We start from the raw sequence: 19,336 nt of genomic DNA, 5'->3' as shown, positions 1-19,336 counted from the left end.
GCCGGCGGTCAGGCACACGTGCGCAGCCGGGGACCGCGGCCGAGCCCTCTGCGCGCCCGCCGCCCGCCCCTTCGGCGCGTCAGCCGCCGGGGCGGACGGAGGACTGCGGCGCGTCCTCGAGGAGTTCCCGTACGAGTGAGCCGACCTGGTCCGTCTCCAACAGGAAGCCGTCGTGCCCGTACGGAGAGCGGATGACCCGGACCCCGTCCGCGGACGGGATTCCGTCGGCCAGTTCCTCCTGCTGCGCGAGCGGGTAGAGGCGGTCGGAGTCCACCCCGGCGACGACCGTCCGGGCCCGTACCCGGGCGAGGGCCGTGCGCCGACCGTCACGGGCCCGCCCGATGTCGTGGGTGTTCATGGCCTCGACCAGGGTGACGTAGCTGGCCGCGTCGAACCGCCTCAGGAGCTTGGCGGCCTGGTGGTCGAGATAGGACTCGACCCGGTACCGGCCGCCGAGCCGGGGCTGCTCCCCCTCCTGGGCCTCGTGCCCGAAGCGGGCCTGCAACTCCGCGGCCGACCGGTAGGTGATGTGCGCGATGCGGCGGGCGATGCCCAGCCCCGCGCCCGGCCCCCGCCCCGGCCCGGCGTCGTGGTAGTCGCCGCCCCGCCAATGGGGGTCCGCACGGATCGCGTGCACCTGCGCGGTGGCCCAGGCGATCTGGTCCGCGCTCGCCGCCGCCGGGCAGGCGAGCAGCAACAGCGCGGCCACGCGGCGGGGTTCACCGACCGCCCACTCCAACGCCCGCATCCCGCCCATGGAGCCCCCGATCACCAGCGCCCAGCGCCCGATGCCGAGCGCGTCGGCGAGCCCGCTCTCGGCCCGCACCTGGTCGCGCTGGGTCAGCCGGGGGAACGCACCGCCCCAGGGACGCCCGCCGGGGCCCGCCGAGGCCGGCCCCGTGCTTCCCTGACAGCCGCCCAGTACGTTCGGCGCCACCACGAACCACCGGTCGGTGTCGAGCGCCCGGCCCGGGCCGACCAGCGCGTCCCACCATCCCGGGGTCGGGTGGCCGGGACCCGGGGCACCCGCGACGTGGCTGTCACCGGTCAGTGCGTGCAGGACGAGGACCGCGTTCGAACGGTCGGGTGCGAGCCGCCCCCAGGTCTCGAACGCCAGCCGCACCCCCGGCAGCACACCGCCCGCCTCCAGCGCCAGCGGCAGCGCCCGCCGGTGCCACTGACGGCGGCCGGGCGGGTCCCCTTCCCGCCACGCACCGGTGGCGGGAAGGGGGACCTCCGTGGCCGGGGCCGCTGTGGCGGGGTTCAGGACGCCTCCTTCGCCGCGCGGAAGCCGGCCTCCAGGTCGGCCTTCAGATCGGCCGGGTTCTCGATCCCGACCGACAGGCGCACCAGTCCGGGGGTGGTGCCGGTGGCGGCGAGCTGTGCCTCGTCGAGCTGGCTGTGGGTGGTGGATGCGGGGTGGATGACGAGGCTGCGCACGTCGCCGATGTTGGCGAGGTGGCTGAACAGCTCCAGCCCGTCCACGAACCGGCGCCCCGCCTCCACACCGCCCCGCAGCTCGAACGAGAGCACGGCCCCGGCGCCGCGCGGCAGGTACCGGCGCCCGGCCTCGTACCAGCGGTTGGACGGCAGGCCGGGGTAGTGAACCGCCGACACCTCGTCGCGCTGTTCGAGCCACTCCGCCAGTGCCTGAGCGTTCGACGAGTGCCGCTCCAGCCGCAGGCTCAGCGTCTCCACGCCCTGCAGGAGCAGGAACGCCGAGTGCGGTGCGATGGCGGGGCCGAGGTCGCGCAGCAGCTGCACGCGCAGCTTCACCGCGTACGCGCCCGCGCCGAGGGCGGGCCAGTAGCGCAGGCCGTGGTAGCTGGGGTCGGGTTCGGTGAAGTCGGGGAAGCGCTCGGGGTGCGCGCCGAAGTCGAAGGTGCCGGCGTCGACGACCACGCCGCCGAGTGTGGTGCCGTGCCCGCCGAGGAACTTGGTGGCCGAGTGGACGACGACGTCCGCCCCGTGCTCGATGGGGCGCAGCAGGTACGGCGTGGGCACGGTGTTGTCGACGATGAGCGGCAGACCCGCCGCGTGCGCGACGTCGGCCACGCCCCGGACGTCGAGGACGTTGCCGCGCGGGTTGCCGAGGGTCTCCGCGAACAGGGCCTTGGTGTGCGGCCGTACGGCGGCCCGCCAGGCGTCGAGGTCGTCGGGGTCCTCGACGAACGACACCTCGATGCCGAACTTGGGCAGGGTGTGGCGGAACAGGTTGTACGTGCCGCCGTAGAGGGAGGCGCTGGAGACGATGTGGTCGCCCGCCGAGGCCAGGTTCAGGATCGCCAGGGTCTCCGCGGCCTGCCCGGAGGCGAGTGCGACGGCGGCGACACCGCCCTCGAGGGCGGCGATGCGCTGCTCCAGGGCGTCCTGGGTGGGGTTGTGGATGCGGGTGTAGATATTGCCGGGTTCGGCGAGGGAGAAGAGATCGGAGGCGTGCTGGGTGTCGCGGAAGACGAACGAGGTGGTCTGGTAGATCGGGACCGCGCGGGCGCCGGTGGCCGGATCTGGGGCGGTGCCGGCGTGGAGCTGCTTGGTCTCGAAGGACCAGGCCGGCGTCGCGGATCGGGTGGGCTCGCTCTCGGGGGTGTGACCTGCGGTGACGGCGTCGATGGGCTGGCTCATGGGTCTCCTCGGAGGTGAGGGTGGACGGTGGGGAGGCAGACGGCCACGGGGAGGCGGAGGCACGGCACGGCGCACCTTGTGCGCGGGCGACGGCACGGGCGCGGAACGACGGCACGGGCGAGCCGGCGCGGGGCCGTGTCGGGGAAGGGACCGCGGAGCTGCGGCCCGGCCACCGCCCGGCTCCCGTCCCGACAGCAGCCGTGGCGGCGGCGGTCGGGTGGGACGGGACCGCCTGCGAACGACGGGTGCGCGGAGTGCGTGGCGGGAAGCGCGGAGCGATGCCGCGCGGCGCCGTGTCAGCCGGTGACGGGACAACCCGTGGTCGTGACACGCACGTAGTCGACGTGGCGACGGGTCACGAGAACGGTCATGGGCCCAGGTAACCACAGCCGGGGCCGGGGCGCCGGTGGCCGGGATCCTTCCTTGGCCGCCGGCCACAGCATGTTCATGCAGTTCACGCTCCCGCAGTAGACGGGCAACACTTCTCGGCTCAGCCGAGCATGATCTCGGCGAGGCGGCCGCGCAGCCGGGCGAACTCCGGCGAGGCCCGCAGCGCGGAGACGTCCGTGTCCGCCGCTCGGTCCAGGCCCACCGGCAGCTCCGCAACCACCCGCCCCGGCCCCGCGGCCATGACCAGCACCCGGGAGCCCAGCAGTACCGCTTCCTCCGCCGAGTGGGTCACGAACAGCACCGTCGTGCCGAGCCGCCCGGCCAGGGCCCGCACCTCCTCCTGGAGCCGTTCCCGGGTCAGCGCATCGAGCGCGGCGAACGGCTCGTCCATGAGCAGGAGTTCGGGCTCCGCCGCCAGCGCCCGGGCGAGGGCCACCCGCTGCTGCTGGCCGCCCGACAGCTCCCATGTCCGCCGGCCCGCCATACCCGCCAGCCCCACCCGCTCCAGCAGCTCGGCGATCCGGCCGGGCCGATCGGTGCGCGGCACTCCCAGGCGGGCCAGCGCGAAGCCGAGGTTCCCGCCGACCGTGCGCCAGGGGAACAGCCGGGGCTGCTGGAACACGACCCCTGCCCCCGAGCCCGGCCGGGGGAGTGCGCCCCGCACCCGGGCGTCACCCGAAGCGGGCCGCTCGAAGCCCGCCACCACGCGCAGCAGGCTCGTCTTCCCGCAGCCGGACGGCCCGACCAGGACGACGAACTCGCCCGCGTGGATCCGTAGGTCCACGCCTTCGAGCGCCGTCACCGGCTGCTTGGCGGAGCCGTACCTGACCGACACCCCCGCCAGGTCGACGACCGCGACTTCCTTGTCCGGAGCGTCAGTTCGCGGCACGGCCGAGCTCCTCCACCGCGAGCGCCCGCCCGAACACGGCCTCGTCCGGCACCGCGTCCACGGCCTTCTGCCCCTTCAGGAACACGGCCGCGTCGTGCAGGTTCGCCGCCAGCCTGCCCGGGGCGCCCGGCGTGCCCAGGTACTCGGGTCCGGTCTGCTCCTTCGCGCTCAGCAGCACCAGTTCCGACAGCTGCCGCTTCGCCTCGTCCGCCGGCAGCCCGAGCTCGGCGCCGATGGACCTGGCGGCCTCGTCCGGCGCGGTGCGCGCCTGGGCGACGGCCTGGTCCTGCGCCTTGATCCAGGCGGTCACCACCTCCGGGTGCTTGGCCGCGAACGCGTTCGTGACCACCCCCAGGTCGGCCGTGGGCTTGCCCTGCAAGGCCAGTTCACGGCTGCTCACGAGCACCTTGCCGTCCTTCGTCAGTTCGCCCAGCGTCGGCGTCCACACGTACGCGGCGTCGATGTCCCCGCGCTTCCACGCGGCGAGGGCGTCCTGCGGCTGGAGGTCGATGGTCTGCACGGCCGACGGCTCGACACCGGCAGCGGTGAGCGCGGCGAGCAGCGAGTAGTGGGCGGTCGACCCGAAGGGGGTGGCCACCTTCTTGCCCGCCAGCTCCTTCACCGAACCGATCCCGGGCTTGGCGACGAGTGCCTCGTTGTCCCCGATCAGGTCGTGGATCCACACCACCTTGTACGGGATGTTCAGCGGCGCGGACAGGCCCTTGGTGACCGGGCTCGACCCGGCCAGTCCCAGGTCGACCGCCCCGGCGATGACGGCCGTGTTGACGTCGCCCCCGGACTCGAACTTCACCCACTTCACGTCGACTTCGGGGAGGGACTTCTCCAGCAGCTTCTGGTTCTTCACCACCAGGTCGGCGTTGGGTATCGCCTGGTAGGCGATGCGTACGGTGGTCCGCCCGGCGGAGCCGCCGGCCGCATCCCCGCCACCTGCGCACGCGGCGGTGGCGGAGGCCGTCAGGGCGACGGCCGCGGCGAGCAGGAGGGTGCGGCGGGACAGGGGTGCGGGCATGGATGATCTCCGGTCTGAAGTCGGACGGCCACAGGGGGCAGAGGAGGAGTGGTGCGGGGACAGGAGGCGCAGAGGGGGAGCGCGGGGCAGAGCGAAGGGGGGCGAGGGGCGGGCGAGGGGGTCAGGCGCGGCCGCGCCACGGCACGGCGACCCGCTCGACGAGCCGGAGGAGCGCGTCCAGCACGATCCCGGACAGTCCGATGGCGAGGATGCCCGCGATCACCAGGGCGGTCTGGTTGTAGCGCTGCGCGTCGCGGATCATGCCGCCGATCCCGGGCACGCCGTTGATGGTCTCCGCCGCGACGACCGAGGTGTAGGCGACACCGACGGCGATCCGGATGCCCGTGAGGATCTCGGGGAGGGCGGAAGGCAGCCGCACGGACAGCAGCAGGGGGACCGGGCCCGAACCCAAGGCGCGTGCGGCCTCCACGAGGTGACCGGGGACCGTGCGGACGGCGGCCGCGGTGGCCGCCGCGATCGGCGGCAGCGCGGCGATCACCAGCAGCCAGATCTTGGGGGCCTCGTCGATGCCGAACCAGATGACGAGCAGTGAGAGGTAGGCGAGCGGCGGCAGGGTCCGCAGGAAGGTCACCGCCGGTTCCAGTACGACGGCCAGCGGCCGGACCGTACCGATCAGCAGGCCCAGGGGCACCCCGGCCAGCACGGCGTAGGCGGAGCCGGTGCCGATCCGGCCCAGGCTCACCCCCAGGTGCTCGATCAGCAGGTGGCCGCCGTAGCCGCGTACCCCGTCGTGCACGGTGGAGGCGAGGACGAACTGCCGCCAGACGTCACCGGGGGAGGGCACCAGAACCCGCGGCCACACCTCGGCGGACACCACGGCCTGCCACGCGGCGAGGAGCACCGCCAGGGCCACGATCCGCAGCACGCCCCAGCGGAACGCTTCGCGCAGCCGCCCCCGCCGGGGCGAGGCGGTCCCGGCCGGATCCGGGCCGGGCTGCGGGCGGCGATCCGGCCCGGCCGGCGCGGTCGACGCAGTCGTGAGCGCGGTCATGCGGCGGCCGCCCCGGTGAGGGCGCGCAGCCGCGGCGCCACTTCCTCGCCGACCCGGTACGCCTCTTCGAGGTGCGGATAGCCGGAGAGGACGAACTCGTCGATGCCCAGGGCCCGGTACTCGGCGAGTCGCGCGGCCACCTCGTCGTGCGAGCCGACCAGCGCGGTCCCGGCGCCCTCGCGGACCAGCCCGATGCCCGCCCACAGGTTCGGTGCGACCGTGAGACGGGCGGCGTCCGCGACCCCGCCGTGCAGTGCCGTCATCCGGGCCTGCCCGGTGGAGTCCATGGCGGCGAACCGCTCCTGACTCGCCCGTACGGCCGCGGGATCGATCCCGTCGAGGATCCGGTCGGCCTCCGACCAGGCCTCGGCGGCGGTGTCCCGGCTGATGATGTGCAGCCGCAGCCCGAACCGCACCCTGCGGCCGGCCGTCCGAGCCCGCTCCCTCACCCGGGCGACACGTGTGGCGACGGCGGCGGGCGGCTCGCCCCACAGCAGCTGTACGTCGGCCTGTCGCGCGGCGACCTCCTCGGCGGCGGGCGAGGCCCCGCCGAAGTACAGCGCCACCGGGTGACGCACGTCCGGATCGGTCAACCGGGCCCCCTCGATCCGCAGGTGGGCCCCGTCGTGGTCGGCCGTCCTGCCGTCCAGCAGCGTGCGGAGGACGGCCATCACCTCCTCGGTGCGGGCGTAGCGGGCATCGTGCTCCAACCGGTCTCCGTACGCGCGCTGTTCGGCGGGATCGCCGCCCGTCACCACGTTCAGCGCGAGCCGGCCTCCCGCGAACCGGCGGAAGGCGTCGGCCTGTTGGGCGAGCAGGGTCGGGCTGGCGAATCCGGCGCGGAACGCCACGAGGAACCCGATGCGGGTGGTGTGCTGCGCGAGGGCGGCGGTGAGGATCCAGGGATCCACGCAACCGAGCCCCACGGGAGTGAGCAGCGAGTGGAATCCGGCCTGCTCGGCGGCTCGGGCCACCTGGGCGAGGTACGGGATGTCCGCGGGCCGCCGGGTGGCGGCACCGGTACGGCCCTGGACGGCGGTGACGCCGCCGGGATCGCGGCCGTCCCCGCCGGTGGGCAGGAACCAGTGGAGGAGGAGAGGGCTTTCCGGCATGAGGGGACCTCGTCGAAGCAGCGGCATGCCACGTGCCGCCACCGAAGGAGGGTGACACGTGTACACGGGCAGGAGGGCAGGCGGAAGGAGGCGCGTGGGCGGCGCGCGGTCGTCCGTGCAGTGTCAGAAGCGGCGGATCAGCGGATCAACAGCCGCGCGCACGGGAGAAGTCGGCCCGACACAGCATGGTCGAGACACGCAGCAGATCTACGTGACGACGCGATACGAGTACGGGGGCCATGGCCGTATCCTGTCGGCGCGGCTCGGGCGCACGCAAGCAGGGTCCGAATGGTGGACCAAACTGTTTCGTACTTCGGGACGGCGGTCGGTTTCGTGCTCAGGCGGTCGGTTCGCCGGGCTCGAGGACGGCTTCGACGTCGACCACGACATCGACCGTGGGGCTGACCACCACTCCGCCGCGGCCGACCGCGTCGTTCCAACTCACCCCGAAGTCATGCCGATTGATGCGCGTCCTGGCGGTGAAGCCGGCGCGCCGCCTGGGCCCGAGGTCCCGCCCCTCCTCCCACCAAGGGGTGTCCCACTGCCCCAGGTAGGTGACGTCGAAGGTCACGGGCCGCGTCACGCCGCGTACGGTCAGATCGCCGGTGACCTCGAACTCGGTGCCGCTCACCTGATGGACGCGCGACCCGGCGAACGTCCAGGTCGGGTGGTGCTCGACGTCGAAGAAGTCGGCACTTCGGAGATGGGCGTCGCGCTGGGGCTGCCCGGTGTACACCCGGGTCGCGTCGGCCGCCGCCTCGATCCGCGCCCCTTCCGGCCGGTCCTCATCCACTTCCAGCGTGCCCGTCACGTTCTTGAGCTGCCCGCGCACGAAGGTGACCATCATGTGCCGGGCGCGGAACTCCGCCGCGGTGTGACCGGGCTCGAAGAACCACTTGGTCATGACCATGCGCGCTCCCGGCCGGCGTGTTCACGGCGTGCCACCCGGGCGTCCACCGGCGCCACCCTGGTGTTACTCGGTGTTACTCGGTGTCGCCCAAGGTCACCGGTGATGCCGGTGGCACCGGTGGTGTCGGTGCTCCGTGACGCCGTCGGCGAGGAGGGAGGCGCCGATGCCCAGCAGCCAGACGTCCTTGGCCAGGGCGATTCCCTGCTGGGTCGGGCGCAGGCTGCCTTCCTCCCGCATCCCGGGTGTGCGCAGGTAGAGCCCGATCGTGCCGACGGAGAAGGCGGTCAGTGCGGCCCCGGCGACAGCGGCGGGGACGACCGGCACGAGCAGCGCCGTGGCGATGGCGAGCTCTCCGACGGCGAGCACCCGGACGAACTTCTGGGCGTCCTGCTTGCCCAGGAACGGGTAGGTCGTGGCGGCGAACTGCTGCAGTCCCTGAGCGGTGCCCTCGTCCGCTCCGAGCTTCGACAGTCCGGAGTTCAGGAAGAAAGCGCCGCTCGTGAGCCTGAGCGGAAGTTGCCGCGCTGCGGAACGCCATACCGAACCAGATGCCATGCCGAGCCTCCAGGTGCTGCCGGCCCCTTCTACCACCCTGCCATCAGTCCGAAGGGTGTCAAACGGGGCAATCTCCCCTGACTGGTCCCGGGGACGAGCCGGCCGTCACCCGGGCCCCGCTTCACGTCGACGTGGCTGCTCAGCTCAGCTCTGCTCGGATGCGAGTCCGGCGGCCGCAGCGGTGTCCTTCTGCGCAGGGACGGCCGGCTGCATGGAACCGGGTGGGACGGGCCTGCCCTGCGGAGGTACGAGTGCGGATCCCGCCGCTGGGGCGGGACCGGGGTGCCACAGCCCGGTGCGCCGTACTGCGCGTCGCCACAGGTGAGGCAGGAAGGCGTAGAAGCGATCGGGAAGGAACACGGCGTCCGCAACGATCATCGCGCCGGAGAAGAGGGGCAACCCCAGGAGCACGGCGATTCCGAGGTGCATGCCCAGCAGCACGGTCAGAACGGGGTACTTGAGCCTGCCGAACAGCACGAACGGGAAGGCGACCTGCAAGAGCACCGTCACGTAGCCGGCGATCGCGACAGCCATCGGGTACGCGTCCACGAAGTGGGAGAGCGCGGGCCAGGGTTGGAAGAGTTCGAGGTTCAGCGCGTAGTGGAGAGCGGTGCCGCCGCCCCAGGTCGGGCCCTGGATCTTGTACAGGCCGGCCGATCCGTAGAGGAAGCAGACCTGTGCCGCGATGACGAGGATGCCGCAGTTGTGCACCACCGTCGTCAAGGTGGAACGCGCATCGTGGAGTTGTTGTGCGTACAAGCCCCGCACCGGCTCCGGCGCGTCGCTCGCACGGGCTGCCCTCCGCCGCTGCCGGCGTGCGTCCAGGGACCAGCGCCGACCGCACGCGGTGAGGACGAGGTAGAGGGACATCAGCAGGATCAGGTTGTCACCCCCGTCCGTCATGAAGATCGACCTGGCGTGGAACGAGGTCACCACGACGGCGAAGAGGACGGACATGGCACGGGTCCGCCAGCCCAGCATGAACAGCGCGGACGTGACGAGGGCCGCCACGTAGCAGAGTTCGAAGTAGGCGCGGCTGTCGGACAGGAGCAGGACGCTGTTCCAGCCCGTCTGCGCGAAGAGCTGCTGCGCCATCGCCGGCGTCCAGGGTGAGCCGGGGCCCCAGATTTCGTCACGGTGCGGGAACTCGCGCAGCAGGAAGACCAGGTAGAGCAGCCCGTAGCCGATGCGCAGAACGGACGCGGCGTACAGGGAGATCGGCCGGTCGGTGAGAAGCGTCCACAGTTCGCCGATCCGGTCGAGGAGCCAGCGGTGGGCCGTGCCGGTGACCGAGGCCTCCTGGCCCCCGGGTCGGTACGGCGCGGCTGCCGTGGAAGGGGGCTGCGGGATCTGCTCATTTCCCATGGGAGGTCACCTTCCACCAGGGCAGGAGCCGGTCCTCGGTGGGTGCCGGCGGACGGTTCCCGGCCGTTGTGCCGGGCGCAGCGACGGGCAGCGTGACGACCCGGAGCTGAATGAACTCGACAGCGCGGCCGTCGTCATGGTCGGTGACGCGGTCCACGGCGATATTGCGCAGATACGTCTGCAACATCACGGCCCGTTCCGAGCGTGGCGTATCGCTGGCTCCATGCGTCTCGACATAAGAGGTCCAGGCGCGGCGCAGGAGGTTCTGGGACGTATGGCTGGGAAATACATTGTGGTCGACTTCGGAATGGTCGACGGCAGCCAGGTCGAACCAGGAGGTCACCTGCATCGACCCTTTGGAGTCGGTGTGTGCGGTCCTCGCCAGGATTTTCCGGTTGAAGGAGTCGGGGTCCGGGGCGAAGAGCCGCCAGTTCTGTTCGAAGAGCGGATAGACCCATCCGTTGATCTGCGAGCTGTAGCGCTTCGATACGGGGTTGGCGGGAGCCACATGAAAGAACACCAGGACGACGTGGACCAGGGCCGTCACCAGACAGAGGACCACAGCGGCGTACAGCCCTGATCTCAGAAAACGAACGCCCATGGGCGACTTGCCCGGTCCGGCCACTTCCGCAGGGCACTCCTCGCGGGCCGGAGGGGAATCGGACCGATGAAGTTCCTTGACGCCCGCAGATTCAATTCCGCTCGACACCGCCCACCCGGTCTTTCTCATGTCTGCTGTTCGCCTGAGGTCTGCGCGACCCTCGAGCACGGCGCGCGGCGGATTCGACAGGAATTCCGCCGCGCGCCGTCATCCGATGAACGGGGTCAGTGCAGCCTGCTGCCTAGCCCTCGTGGCCTTCGTGACCCTCGTGGCCCGCGGGCTTGTTGCCGTAGCCGTAGTGGTCGCCGGGCTTGCCCCCGTGGTCGTGGTCGTGGCCCGGCTTACCGGGACCCTCCTCGTGCCCATGGCCCGGCCCGCCGTGCTCCGGCCCGTGGTGCTCCAGGCCGCCGTGGTGGTCGGGGCCGCCATTGTCCGGCCCGCCGTGGTCCGGTCCGCCGGGCTGACCGCCGTGGCCGCCGGTGACGTTGCCGCCGGTGATGGTCCCGCCCGTCGTGTTGCCACCGGTCGTGTTGCCGCCGGTGCTGTTACCGGCCGTGTTGCCCGCGGTGTTACCGGAGGTGTTTCCGGCGACGTTCCCCGAGGTACCGCCGGACACGAGGTCGACGATCGGTCCGCCCAGGAGGCCGCCACCGATCAGACCCACGGTCGTGCCGGTCGTCGTGCCCGCGGTCGGCGTTCCGGTCGTGCCGGTCGTCGCACCGGTCGTCGTACCGGTGGTCGTGCCGGTCGTCGTACCCGTGGTCGTGCCGGTCGTCGTTCCACCGGTGGGGCATCCGCCGAGGAAGATCCTGTTGTTGTTGAGCGTCACCTCGCCGTTACGAGCCAGCGCCCGGCCCTGGATGTTCGCCCCCTGGTTCACGAAGATGGAGGTCAGGGCCATGATGGTGCCCACGAAGGTGGACGTGGTGCCGAGGGTTGCCGAACTCCCGATCTGCCAGTAGACGTTGCACGGCGAAGCGCCGTTCGTCAGGAGGATCCGGCTGTTGGATGCCGTGGTCAGGGCTTCGGGAATCTGGAACACCCAGACCGAATTGGGGTTTCCTCCGGCGTTCAGGATCAGGTCGCCGGTGAGGCCGACACCGGCGGTTGCCCTGTGGACGCCGGGAAGCAGCTCCTGGCCCCCGCCGATTCCCGCCGCCAGCGGGAAGTCCGGTGCCTGGCCGCCCAATTGCCCCGCCGCGTTGTTGTAGGCCACGATCAGATCACTCTTGGCCTGGGCGGCCGCGGCGTCCGCGGGGTGCACGGCGCCGAGCACCAGACCGGGCGGGAATCCGGTGATGGCCGGGTTCGGGTGCGTCCCGAGATCGTGGTCGATCAGGGTGGGGCCGGTATTGGTGACTCCCTGACCTGCCAGGACCGAATAGCTGGCGGTGGTGCCCAGCGGCACGGGTGTCGCGATGGCCATGGCCTGCGACGGCAGTCCGGCAACCATGACGGCGGCGACCGTCACTGCGACGGCCGAGGACAGCCAACCGGACAGGGTGCGGCGCTGAGCCGCCGGGATTCTCAGCTTCATCAAGAGGCCATTTCCTGTGGGGGTCGTGGCATACCGGGCTCCTACCGATCGCCCGGGAAGCCTTTTCGTTGTCGCCGCATATTACGCAGCAACATTCATGCGTCAAAGGCGCACAGGAGAAGGCCGGGGAATGACAAGCATATTCAGTACCGGGCGGCGCGCTGAAAATAGCAGGACTTGCCGCGCCTATCATCCGATGTTCCCCCCGCCGGATGGGGCCGAATTAACTCGCACGAGGCGGTGTCGGTCATCCGGCAGTGAATTCAAATCTGCCGCACATGGGAAGTTCCGCCAGGCGGGTGATGTCATGAAGTTGTTGCGGGGCGGGCGCGCCGAATCGACTTCGCGTCTATCGATATGACTCCGGGCGGGAGCGTTTTGCTTCATTTCTCGCGCGAGTTCGAACACCGGCCGGTCGAATCGGTGAGCGATGCCTGTTTCGTCGGAGCGGGCGTATCCCATTCGCACGTGACTGCCGAGTGCCGACTGCCGACTGCCTTTTCGTCCCGTCCTGCCTGGCGGTCCGGCCGCACGCGCAGCGGGGCCGGCGGCCGACACCGGAGGGGACGACCCCGGAACCCGCACGCAACACCGGGCAGGTAAGCAGACTTTTCCGGTAGATGGGTGGGAGGGTGTGGCGTTCGGGTGAATTCCGCTCGGGCTGTGCACGCGGCTGCGTCCGCGCCCCACGACACTCGACGGCGAGCCCCTCGATCATCATTGCGCGGCGCATGTGTTCGCCCGGGCCCGGCCGCGGCACTTCTGCGGCGACTGGTGAACAGTTCCGAGCCGGAGGTAGACCGCCCGTGGCGGTGAATGGAAACCCGACCGTCAGGCGACGCAGGCTGGGCGCGGAGCTGCGCCGGCTCCGTCTGGCCCGTGGCCTGACCAGTACACAGGTGGCCGAACACCTGTTGATCTCCCAGCCCAAGGTCAGCCACTTGGAGAACGGCCGCCGCGCCATCAGCCCGCGCGATGTGCGGGACCTGTGCGGCCTCTACGACGTCACGGACCAACAGGTCGTCGACTCGTTGATGGAGATGGCCACGGAATCGAACCGGCAGGGCTGGTGGGTCGCCTACGGGGAAGTCCCGCACGCCGTCTACATCGGCCTGGAGACGGCAGCCGCTTCCGTCCGCTCCTACGAACCCCTGGTGATCCCCAGCCTGCTGCAAACGCCCGCCTATGCGGCCGCGGTCATCGCGGAAACGATCCCTCTGGCCGCGGAGGAACAGATCGCCGTGCGCCTCGGAGTGCGGCTGGGTCGCCAGTCCCGCGCCCACCACCCCGCCCGGCCTTTCCGTTTATGGGTCGTGCTGGACGAATCGGCACTGCGCCGCGTGGTCGGCAGCCGCGAGATCATGCGCGAACAACTCGACCACCTGAACCGCCTCGGCGAGCAGCCGCACATCACCGTGCAGGTCCTTCCGTACAGTGCGGGAGCCCACCCGGGCGTCTGCGGACAGTTCTCCATCCTCGACTTCCCGGACACCGCAACGGCCGCCACGGTGTATCTGGAGCGGTTCACCAGCGACCTCTACCTGGAGAAACGATCCGACGTGCGGCACTACGGCGCCATGTTCGACCACCTGCGGAGCCGGGCCCTGAGCCCGGAGCACACCCGCACCTTCATCACCCGCGCCGCCCAGGGGCTGCCGGACACCGCACCGCCGTCGGGCCGACCGTGATCGCCGTCGAAGGACGTGCCGCGAGGAAGCCCGACCCGACGCCGGGCGGTGTCCCTGCGTTCCGGCGTCGGGCGGTGGTCACAGGAACCGGCGAATGGGGGTGACAGCCAGTTCGCGCAGTCGTTGCGTCGTGGAGCGGCGGTTCCAGCGCGCTGCGACCATCCGCTCGCTGGCCTCCAGGTCCTCGTCGAAGTGGCGGTCCAGGGTTGCGGTGAAGTCCTCGTCCAGGACCGCGAGCATGACCTCTTCGTCGTGGTCCAGGGAGCGGCGGTTGAAATTGGTGGAGCCGATCAGGGCCGCGATCCCGTCGACGGTGATGACCTTGGCGTGCATCATCGTCGGCTGGTACTCGAAGATCTTCACCCCGCAGGCGAGGAGGTCCGCGTAGAAGTTCTGACCGGCCAGCCGGCAGACGCGCTTGTCGGTGTGGGGGCCGGGCAGGAGTATCTCGACCTCGATGCCCCGGCGGGCTGCTGCGCACAGCAGCTCGATGAAATAGGCGTCCGGGGCGAAGTAGGCGGTGGACAGGCGAAAGCGCTGCTGGGCGGATTCGATGGCCACGCGCATCAGGGTCTGCATGTCCTGCCAGCCGAAGCTGGCCGATCCCCGGACCACCTGGACCACTGCGTCGCCCTGGGGCGTGTGGTCGGTGAAACGGTCCCGGTCGTCGAAGAGGGTGTCGTGGCACTCGGCCCAGTTCTGGGCGAAGGCGGCGGCAACGCCGTCGACGGCCGGGCCGCGCAGCCGGACGTGGGTGTCGCGCCACTCGTTCTCGTTGCGGGCGTTGCCGCACCATTCCTCGGCGATACCGACTCCGCCGGTGTAGGCCGTCTGCTCGTCGACGACCAGCACCTTGCGGTGGCAGCGGTGGTTCTGCTTGAGCGGGGAGAGGTAGAGGGGCTTGCGGAACCACGCCACCTGGGCCCCGGCGTCCTCCATCAGGTCCAGCAGGTCCTGCTCGATGAGCCGGCTGCCGAAGCCGTCCAGCAGCAGTCGTACCCGGACGCCCGCACGGGCCCGGTCCGCCAGCGCCTGCGCGAACTGCCGGGCTATCTCGCCGCGCCAGTACACGAAGGTCATCATGTCGACGGTGTGTTCGGCGGCGCGGATGCTGTCCAGCATCGCCGTGAAGATCTCGTCCCCGTTGCGCAGGGGGAGCAGCGAGTTCCCCTCGGTGGCGGCGATGCCGATCAGCCGCTCCAGGCGGCGCCGCATGCGCTGTTTGCGCTCGGCCACCGGCAGCACGGTGGTGGTCGCCGCGTCGGGCAGTCGTGCCCCGCTCGTTGTACTCGTCATGACTCCACCCGACCGGTTGAGGACGCCGCCCCGCACGTCCGGCAACCGCCGGGGCGAGCCGACTGTACACAGCCGCAGACCGGGCGCAGGCGTCGGCCTCCCCACCCCCTCCCGTACCCCCGCCGCGGACTCGACGGAGAAGTGGTCGGCGGGCTGCCCATATCTGTCATCGCGGTATAAGGAATTAGTGGTCCAGGTGGAGAGGGTTTTTGGCCCGGCGGTGAGTTTTCATCATTTTCCGGGCGAGCCGCCACGGCGTGCTATTGTTGATCTCCGTTGCAGTCGCGGGCCCCAAAACTTCAAATTTCTCCCACCGGCCTTCATGCGTCGCCGGGGATGTGGGCCGCTTCGTATTCCCAGTGGCGGGTTCGATTTCGTATTGTATTCGGTCCGCTCTTTTGATTGCCTGCACTGTTCTTCCGTCAGCGGGAATTCCTCGGTGCGTGCCGTGGCGGCCGCCCGGGACCGAGTCCCGTCGGCCGCGGCACCCGACGCGCCGACCCCGCCTCTCTGCAAGGCATCAGCGCAGACCGCCCGATCCGGCAGCTGCGCCGATGCTCCAGGCCAATGACAGGATGACCGGATGGATATTCTCCGCAGGAACAACGTGAAGGTCAGCGGCTCACCCGGCAGGCCCGTGGTGATGCTGGCCCACGGGTTCGGCTGTGACCAGAACATGTGGAACCTGGTGACCCCGGCGCTGGCCGAGGACTACCAGGTGGTGCTGTTCGACTACGTCGGATCGGGCGGCTCCGACCCGTCCGCCTGGAGTGCCGAACGCTACGGGTCGCTGCACGGCTATGCCCGCGACGTGGTCGAGGTGTGCGAAGCCCTGGACCTGCGGGACGTGGCCTTCGTGGGGCATTCGGTCAGCGCGATGATCGGCGTCCACGCCGCGGCCGCCGCCCCCGAACGGTTTTCCTCCATGGTGATGGTCGGCCCTTCCCCCTGCTACATCGACGACGACACCTACCGCGGCGGCTTCAGTGCCGAAGACATCGAGGAACTGCTCCAGTCGCTCGAGTCGAACTACCTCGGCTGGTCGGCCGTGATGGCGCCGGTGATCATGGCCAACCCGGAACGTCCGGAACTGGGGGACCAGCTGGCCAACAGCTTCTGCGCCACCGATCCGGCCGTCGCCCGTGTCTTCGCCCGCACCACGTTCCTCTCCGACAGCCGCGCCGACCTGAAGTCGGTGACCGTGCCGACGCTGGTGCTGGAATGCTCCCAGGACGTGATCGCGCCGCGTGAGGTCGGCAGCTACGTCCACTCGGCCGTCGCCGGAAGCCGCCTGGTCACCCTGGACGCCACGGGTCACTGTCCTCAGCTGAGCGCTCCCGAGGCCACCGCGTCAGCCATCCGCACCTTCCTGCGGGAGCTGCGGTGATGGGCCGAACCGCCCACAATCCGGAGCGACCCGAGGACGAGGAGTCGGCCACCGACGCGGTGTTCTCCTCCCTGCTGGAGGACACCGCGGAGGAACTCTACGAATCCGCCCCCTGCGGCTACCTGTCCACCCTGATGGACGGCACCATCGCCAGGATCAACACGACGCTCCTGGACTGGGTCGGCCTCACACGCGAGCAGGTCGTGGGACGCAGACGCTTCACCGACCTGCTCACGATCGGTGGCAAGCTCTACCACGAGACGCACTTCGCGCCGCTCCTGCGGATGCAGGGAAAGATCAGCGAGATTGCGCTGGAGCTCAAGGCAGCGGGCGGCGGGCGCCTCCCGGTCCTGGTCACCTCCAGCGTGAAGAAGAGCGGCGACGGCGAGCCGATACTGATCCGCACCACCCTCTTCGACGCCCGCCAGCGCCGCGCCTACGAAGGCGAACTGCTCCGCGAGCGTCAGGTGGCGGAGGAAGCCCGCCGACAGGCCGAAGCGGACCGGGAGCGACTGCGGGAAGCACTCGTGGTGCTCCAGCAGAGCCTGCTCCCCGCCGCCCTGCCCGCGGTGCCCGGCATGGAAGCGGCCTCTTACTACCACACCGCCTCCGTCGACCGGCTCGGCGGAGATTTCTACGACCTGTTCCCGCTGGACGACAAGCGCTGGGCGTTCTTCCTCGGAGACGTGTGCGGCAAAGGACCCCAGGCTGCCGCCGTGACCTCCCTGACCCGGTACACCCTGCGCGCCGCAGCGCTCCACGACCCCGATCCCGTAGCCGCACTGTCCACCTTGAACACCGTGCTGCACCAGCGGTTCACGGGCGGGGACCCGCGCTACTGCACGGCGATCTTCGGTGTGATGGAACCCGACCCCGCCACCGCCACGGTGGCCGTGCGCCTGGCGTCCGGCGGCCATCCCCCCGCGCTCGTCGTCCGCGCGGACGGCCGGGCCGACTACCTCCCCACCCCCGGCGGCCTCCTCATCGGAATCCTGCCGGCCCCCCACTTCACCGCTGCCGAGACCACGCTCGGCCCCGGCGACTCCCTCCTCCTCTACACCGACGGCCTCACCGAGGCCCGCGTCGGCGAGAACCGCGAACTCTACGGCGAGGACGCCCTGCGCACCTTCATCGCCGGCCTCGCCCGCGGCGGGACGCACGAGCTGATCGCCGCCCTCACCGGACTCCTGGACGGCTTCGGCGAAGGCCTCGACGACGACACGGCCCTACTGGCCCTCGGCGTGCCGCATCCCATCCCTGTTGCGCGAGAGCACGATCTGACATGAGCACCTTGACGATCACGGCCCGAGACGCCGCCACCGGACCCGTACTGGAAATCGCGGGCGACCTCGACTACGACCAGGCCCCCCGCCTTCGACAGATCGTGACGACTCTCGCCCTGGAACCGGGACAGTGCCTGGTCCTGGACCTTTCCCGCATACAGTTCTGCGACTCCAGCGGTATCACCGCCCTCATCGTCGCCCGCAATCACGCCGTGGCCGCCCAGGCCGAGATCGCCCTGGTGGCCGTCCCCGACAACACGATCCGCATCCTGCGCATCGTCGGCCTCGACCGGGTCTTCACCATCCACCCCGACGTCGAGACGGCCACGGCGCAAGGACCGACCGCCGACGGCGCGCCGTAAGCCCGACGGCTTTCCTTCGGGTCCCGTGCCCGAGGCGAAACCCCTGGGCGTGGTCGGACGTTCCTTGCGCGATTCGGGGTAGGGGCCACACGGGCACTTCCGGCGCCGGCGCACGTCCTGCGTACGCGCCACCGCCCCTCCGTACGGAAAGCGACTTCTGATCATGAATCCCTCGCAGACGGTGCGTCCCCCTCCCGCACCGGCGGAGCAGGGCAGCGACTTCGCCCGGCTCTCGAAGAAGATCCAGGCGGCAGGCCTCATGAGCCGGCGCCCCGGCTACTACACCCTCCGCATCACCGCCGTCACAGCCCTCTACCTCGCCGGCTGGACGGCTTTCGCCATGATCGGCGACAGCTGGTGGACGCTCCTGGCCGCCGGATTCCTCGCCCTCGTGTTCGGCCAGGTGGCCCTCCTGGCGCACGACGTCGCGCACCGCCAGGTCTTCCGGCTCCGCAAGCCCAGTGAACTGTCCGGGCGCATCGCCGGGAACCTCGGCATCGGCATGGGCTACGGCTGGTGGCAGGACAAGCACACGCGCCACCACGCCAACCCCAACCACGAGGACCTCGACCCCGACCTCGATCCGGACATCCTGGTGTGGACCCAGGACCAGGCCCGGGCCGCCACGGGACTGCCGCGGATCCTGGGCCGCCACCAGGCGCTCCTGTTCTTCCCGCTGCTCACGCTCGAGGGCTTCAATCTGCACGTGGCCGGGGTGCGGTCACTGGCCGACCCGTCCCTCAAGAACCGTGCCTGGGAAGGCGCCCTGCTGCTCACGCACCTGGCGGCCTATCTCGGTGCGCTGTTCCTGGTGCTGTCGCCCGTCAGGGCCATCGTGGTTCTCGTCGTCCACCAATGCCTCTTCGGCGTCTACCTCGGCTCGATCTTCGCCCCGAACCACAAGGGCATGCCGGTGCTGCGGGGCACCGACCGCCCGGACTTCCTGCGCCGTCAAGTGCTGACCTCGCGCGACGTACGGGGCGGCCGTTTCACCGACATCGCTCTCGGCGGCCTGAACTACCAGATCGAGCACCACCTCTTCCCGAGCATGCCGAGCCCGCACCTGCGCCGGGCCCAGGCCATCGTCCGCAGCCACTGCCAGGAACTGGGTGTCAGCTACCTGGAGACCAGCCTGATCGGTTCCTACCGGCAGACGCTCGCCAGCCTTCACGACGCAGGCGCCCCCATCCGGCAGCGTCGTCGCCGGGCCGAGGAGGCGCAGAAACCCTCGTCCGAGGCCTGATCACCCGCCCGGTGGCGGGGCGGACAGGGGGCGTGACGACGCCGGTCCCGG

At 70.8% G+C, this 19,336-nt stretch carries 17 protein-coding genes; 5 read left to right on the top strand and 12 right to left on the bottom strand.

The annotated features are described in order from the left end of the window. Positions 1-79: 79 nt before the first annotated feature. From metX to B6R96_RS04400, 11 genes are all read right to left on the bottom strand, one after another. Entirely contained in the window at positions 80-1,267 is a 1,188-nt protein-coding gene (metX, locus tag B6R96_RS04450) for a homoserine O-acetyltransferase MetX (RefSeq protein ID WP_081524972.1), read from the bottom strand. After that, positions 1,264-2,625: a bifunctional o-acetylhomoserine/o-acetylserine sulfhydrylase gene (locus B6R96_RS04445; RefSeq protein WP_081521660.1), complete on the bottom strand. Its 1,362-nt coding sequence runs from the start codon at positions 2,623-2,625 to the stop codon at positions 1,264-1,266. Before B6R96_RS04445 ends, metX begins: the two co-directional genes overlap by 4 nt. 490 nt (positions 2,626-3,115) lie before the next feature. Continuing rightward, entirely contained in the window at positions 3,116-3,904 is a 789-nt protein-coding gene (locus tag B6R96_RS04440; RefSeq protein WP_030390385.1) for an ABC transporter ATP-binding protein, read from the bottom strand. Then, a complete protein-coding gene (locus tag B6R96_RS04435) occupies positions 3,891-4,934 on the bottom strand; it encodes a taurine ABC transporter substrate-binding protein (RefSeq protein ID WP_081521659.1) in 1,044 nt (347 codons plus the stop codon). The genes B6R96_RS04440 and B6R96_RS04435 overlap by 14 nt, the downstream gene beginning before the upstream one ends. 121 nt (positions 4,935-5,055) lie before the next feature. Continuing rightward, complete coding sequence (locus B6R96_RS04430) at positions 5,056-5,946, bottom strand: ABC transporter permease (protein ID WP_081521658.1); 891 nt, start codon at positions 5,944-5,946, stop codon at positions 5,056-5,058. Continuing rightward, positions 5,943-7,058 carry an LLM class flavin-dependent oxidoreductase gene (locus tag B6R96_RS04425; protein WP_081521657.1) on the bottom strand — a complete coding sequence of 372 codons (1,116 nt, stop codon included), beginning with the start codon at positions 7,056-7,058 and terminating at the stop codon, positions 5,943-5,945. Before B6R96_RS04425 ends, B6R96_RS04430 begins: the two co-directional genes overlap by 4 nt. 337 nt (positions 7,059-7,395) lie before the next feature. Then, the gene (locus B6R96_RS04420; RefSeq protein ID WP_081521656.1) at positions 7,396-7,968 is read right to left on the bottom strand and encodes a YceI family protein; all 573 of its coding nucleotides are present in this window, start codon (positions 7,966-7,968) and stop codon (positions 7,396-7,398) included. 93 nt (positions 7,969-8,061) lie between these two features. Next, the gene (locus B6R96_RS04415) at positions 8,062-8,523 is read right to left on the bottom strand and encodes a DoxX family membrane protein (protein ID WP_081521655.1); all 462 of its coding nucleotides are present in this window, start codon (positions 8,521-8,523) and stop codon (positions 8,062-8,064) included. 144 nt (positions 8,524-8,667) lie between these two features. Beyond that, positions 8,668-9,888, bottom strand: coding sequence for an HTTM domain-containing protein (locus tag B6R96_RS04410; protein ID WP_081521654.1), 1,221 nt, complete (start codon positions 9,886-9,888; stop codon positions 8,668-8,670). Further along, positions 9,878-10,618 (bottom strand): DUF5819 family protein, encoded by a 741-nt coding sequence (locus tag B6R96_RS04405; protein WP_081521653.1) that lies wholly within the window; start codon positions 10,616-10,618, stop codon positions 9,878-9,880. Before B6R96_RS04405 ends, B6R96_RS04410 begins: the two co-directional genes overlap by 11 nt. Positions 10,619-10,730: 112 nt before the next feature. Next, positions 10,731-12,026, bottom strand: a complete 1,296-nt coding sequence (locus B6R96_RS04400) for an ice-binding family protein (RefSeq protein ID WP_081521652.1) — start codon at positions 12,024-12,026, stop codon at positions 10,731-10,733. 806 nt (positions 12,027-12,832) lie between these two features. On the opposite strand from B6R96_RS04400, the gene B6R96_RS04395 reads away from it, so the two are divergent. Beyond that, positions 12,833-13,714 carry a helix-turn-helix domain-containing protein gene (locus B6R96_RS04395; protein WP_081521651.1) on the top strand — a complete coding sequence of 294 codons (882 nt, stop codon included), beginning with the start codon at positions 12,833-12,835 and terminating at the stop codon, positions 13,712-13,714. 78 nt (positions 13,715-13,792) lie between these two features. Here the strand turns inward: B6R96_RS04395 and B6R96_RS04390 are convergent, their stop codons facing one another. Then, positions 13,793-15,010: a phospholipase D-like domain-containing protein gene (locus B6R96_RS04390; protein ID WP_081521650.1), complete on the bottom strand. Its 1,218-nt coding sequence runs from the start codon at positions 15,008-15,010 to the stop codon at positions 13,793-13,795. 583 nt (positions 15,011-15,593) lie between these two features. Between B6R96_RS04390 and B6R96_RS04385 the strand changes: the two genes are divergently transcribed. The 4 genes from B6R96_RS04385 (at position 15,594) to B6R96_RS04370 (ending at position 19,285) form a co-directional block, all read left to right on the top strand. Then, on the top strand, positions 15,594-16,397 hold the full coding sequence (locus tag B6R96_RS04385) for an alpha/beta fold hydrolase (protein WP_030390374.1): 804 nt from the start codon (positions 15,594-15,596) through the stop codon (positions 16,395-16,397). Next, positions 16,397-17,683, top strand: coding sequence for a PP2C family protein-serine/threonine phosphatase (locus B6R96_RS04380; RefSeq protein WP_081521649.1), 1,287 nt, complete (start codon positions 16,397-16,399; stop codon positions 17,681-17,683). Before B6R96_RS04385 ends, B6R96_RS04380 begins: the two co-directional genes overlap by 1 nt. Next, positions 17,680-18,042 carry an STAS domain-containing protein gene (locus B6R96_RS04375; protein ID WP_081521648.1) on the top strand — a complete coding sequence of 121 codons (363 nt, stop codon included), beginning with the start codon at positions 17,680-17,682 and terminating at the stop codon, positions 18,040-18,042. The genes B6R96_RS04380 and B6R96_RS04375 overlap by 4 nt, the downstream gene beginning before the upstream one ends. A 163-nt stretch (positions 18,043-18,205) precedes the next feature. Next, entirely contained in the window at positions 18,206-19,285 is a 1,080-nt protein-coding gene (locus tag B6R96_RS04370) for a fatty acid desaturase family protein (protein WP_081521647.1), read from the top strand. Positions 19,286-19,336: the final 51 nt, after the last annotated feature.

This window comes from Streptomyces sp. Sge12 (assembly GCF_002080455.1).
Classification (GTDB): Bacteria; Actinomycetota; Actinomycetes; order Streptomycetales; family Streptomycetaceae; genus Streptomyces.
Note: the sequence above shows the minus strand (reverse complement) of the source record. Positions and strands in the feature narration are given on the sequence as shown.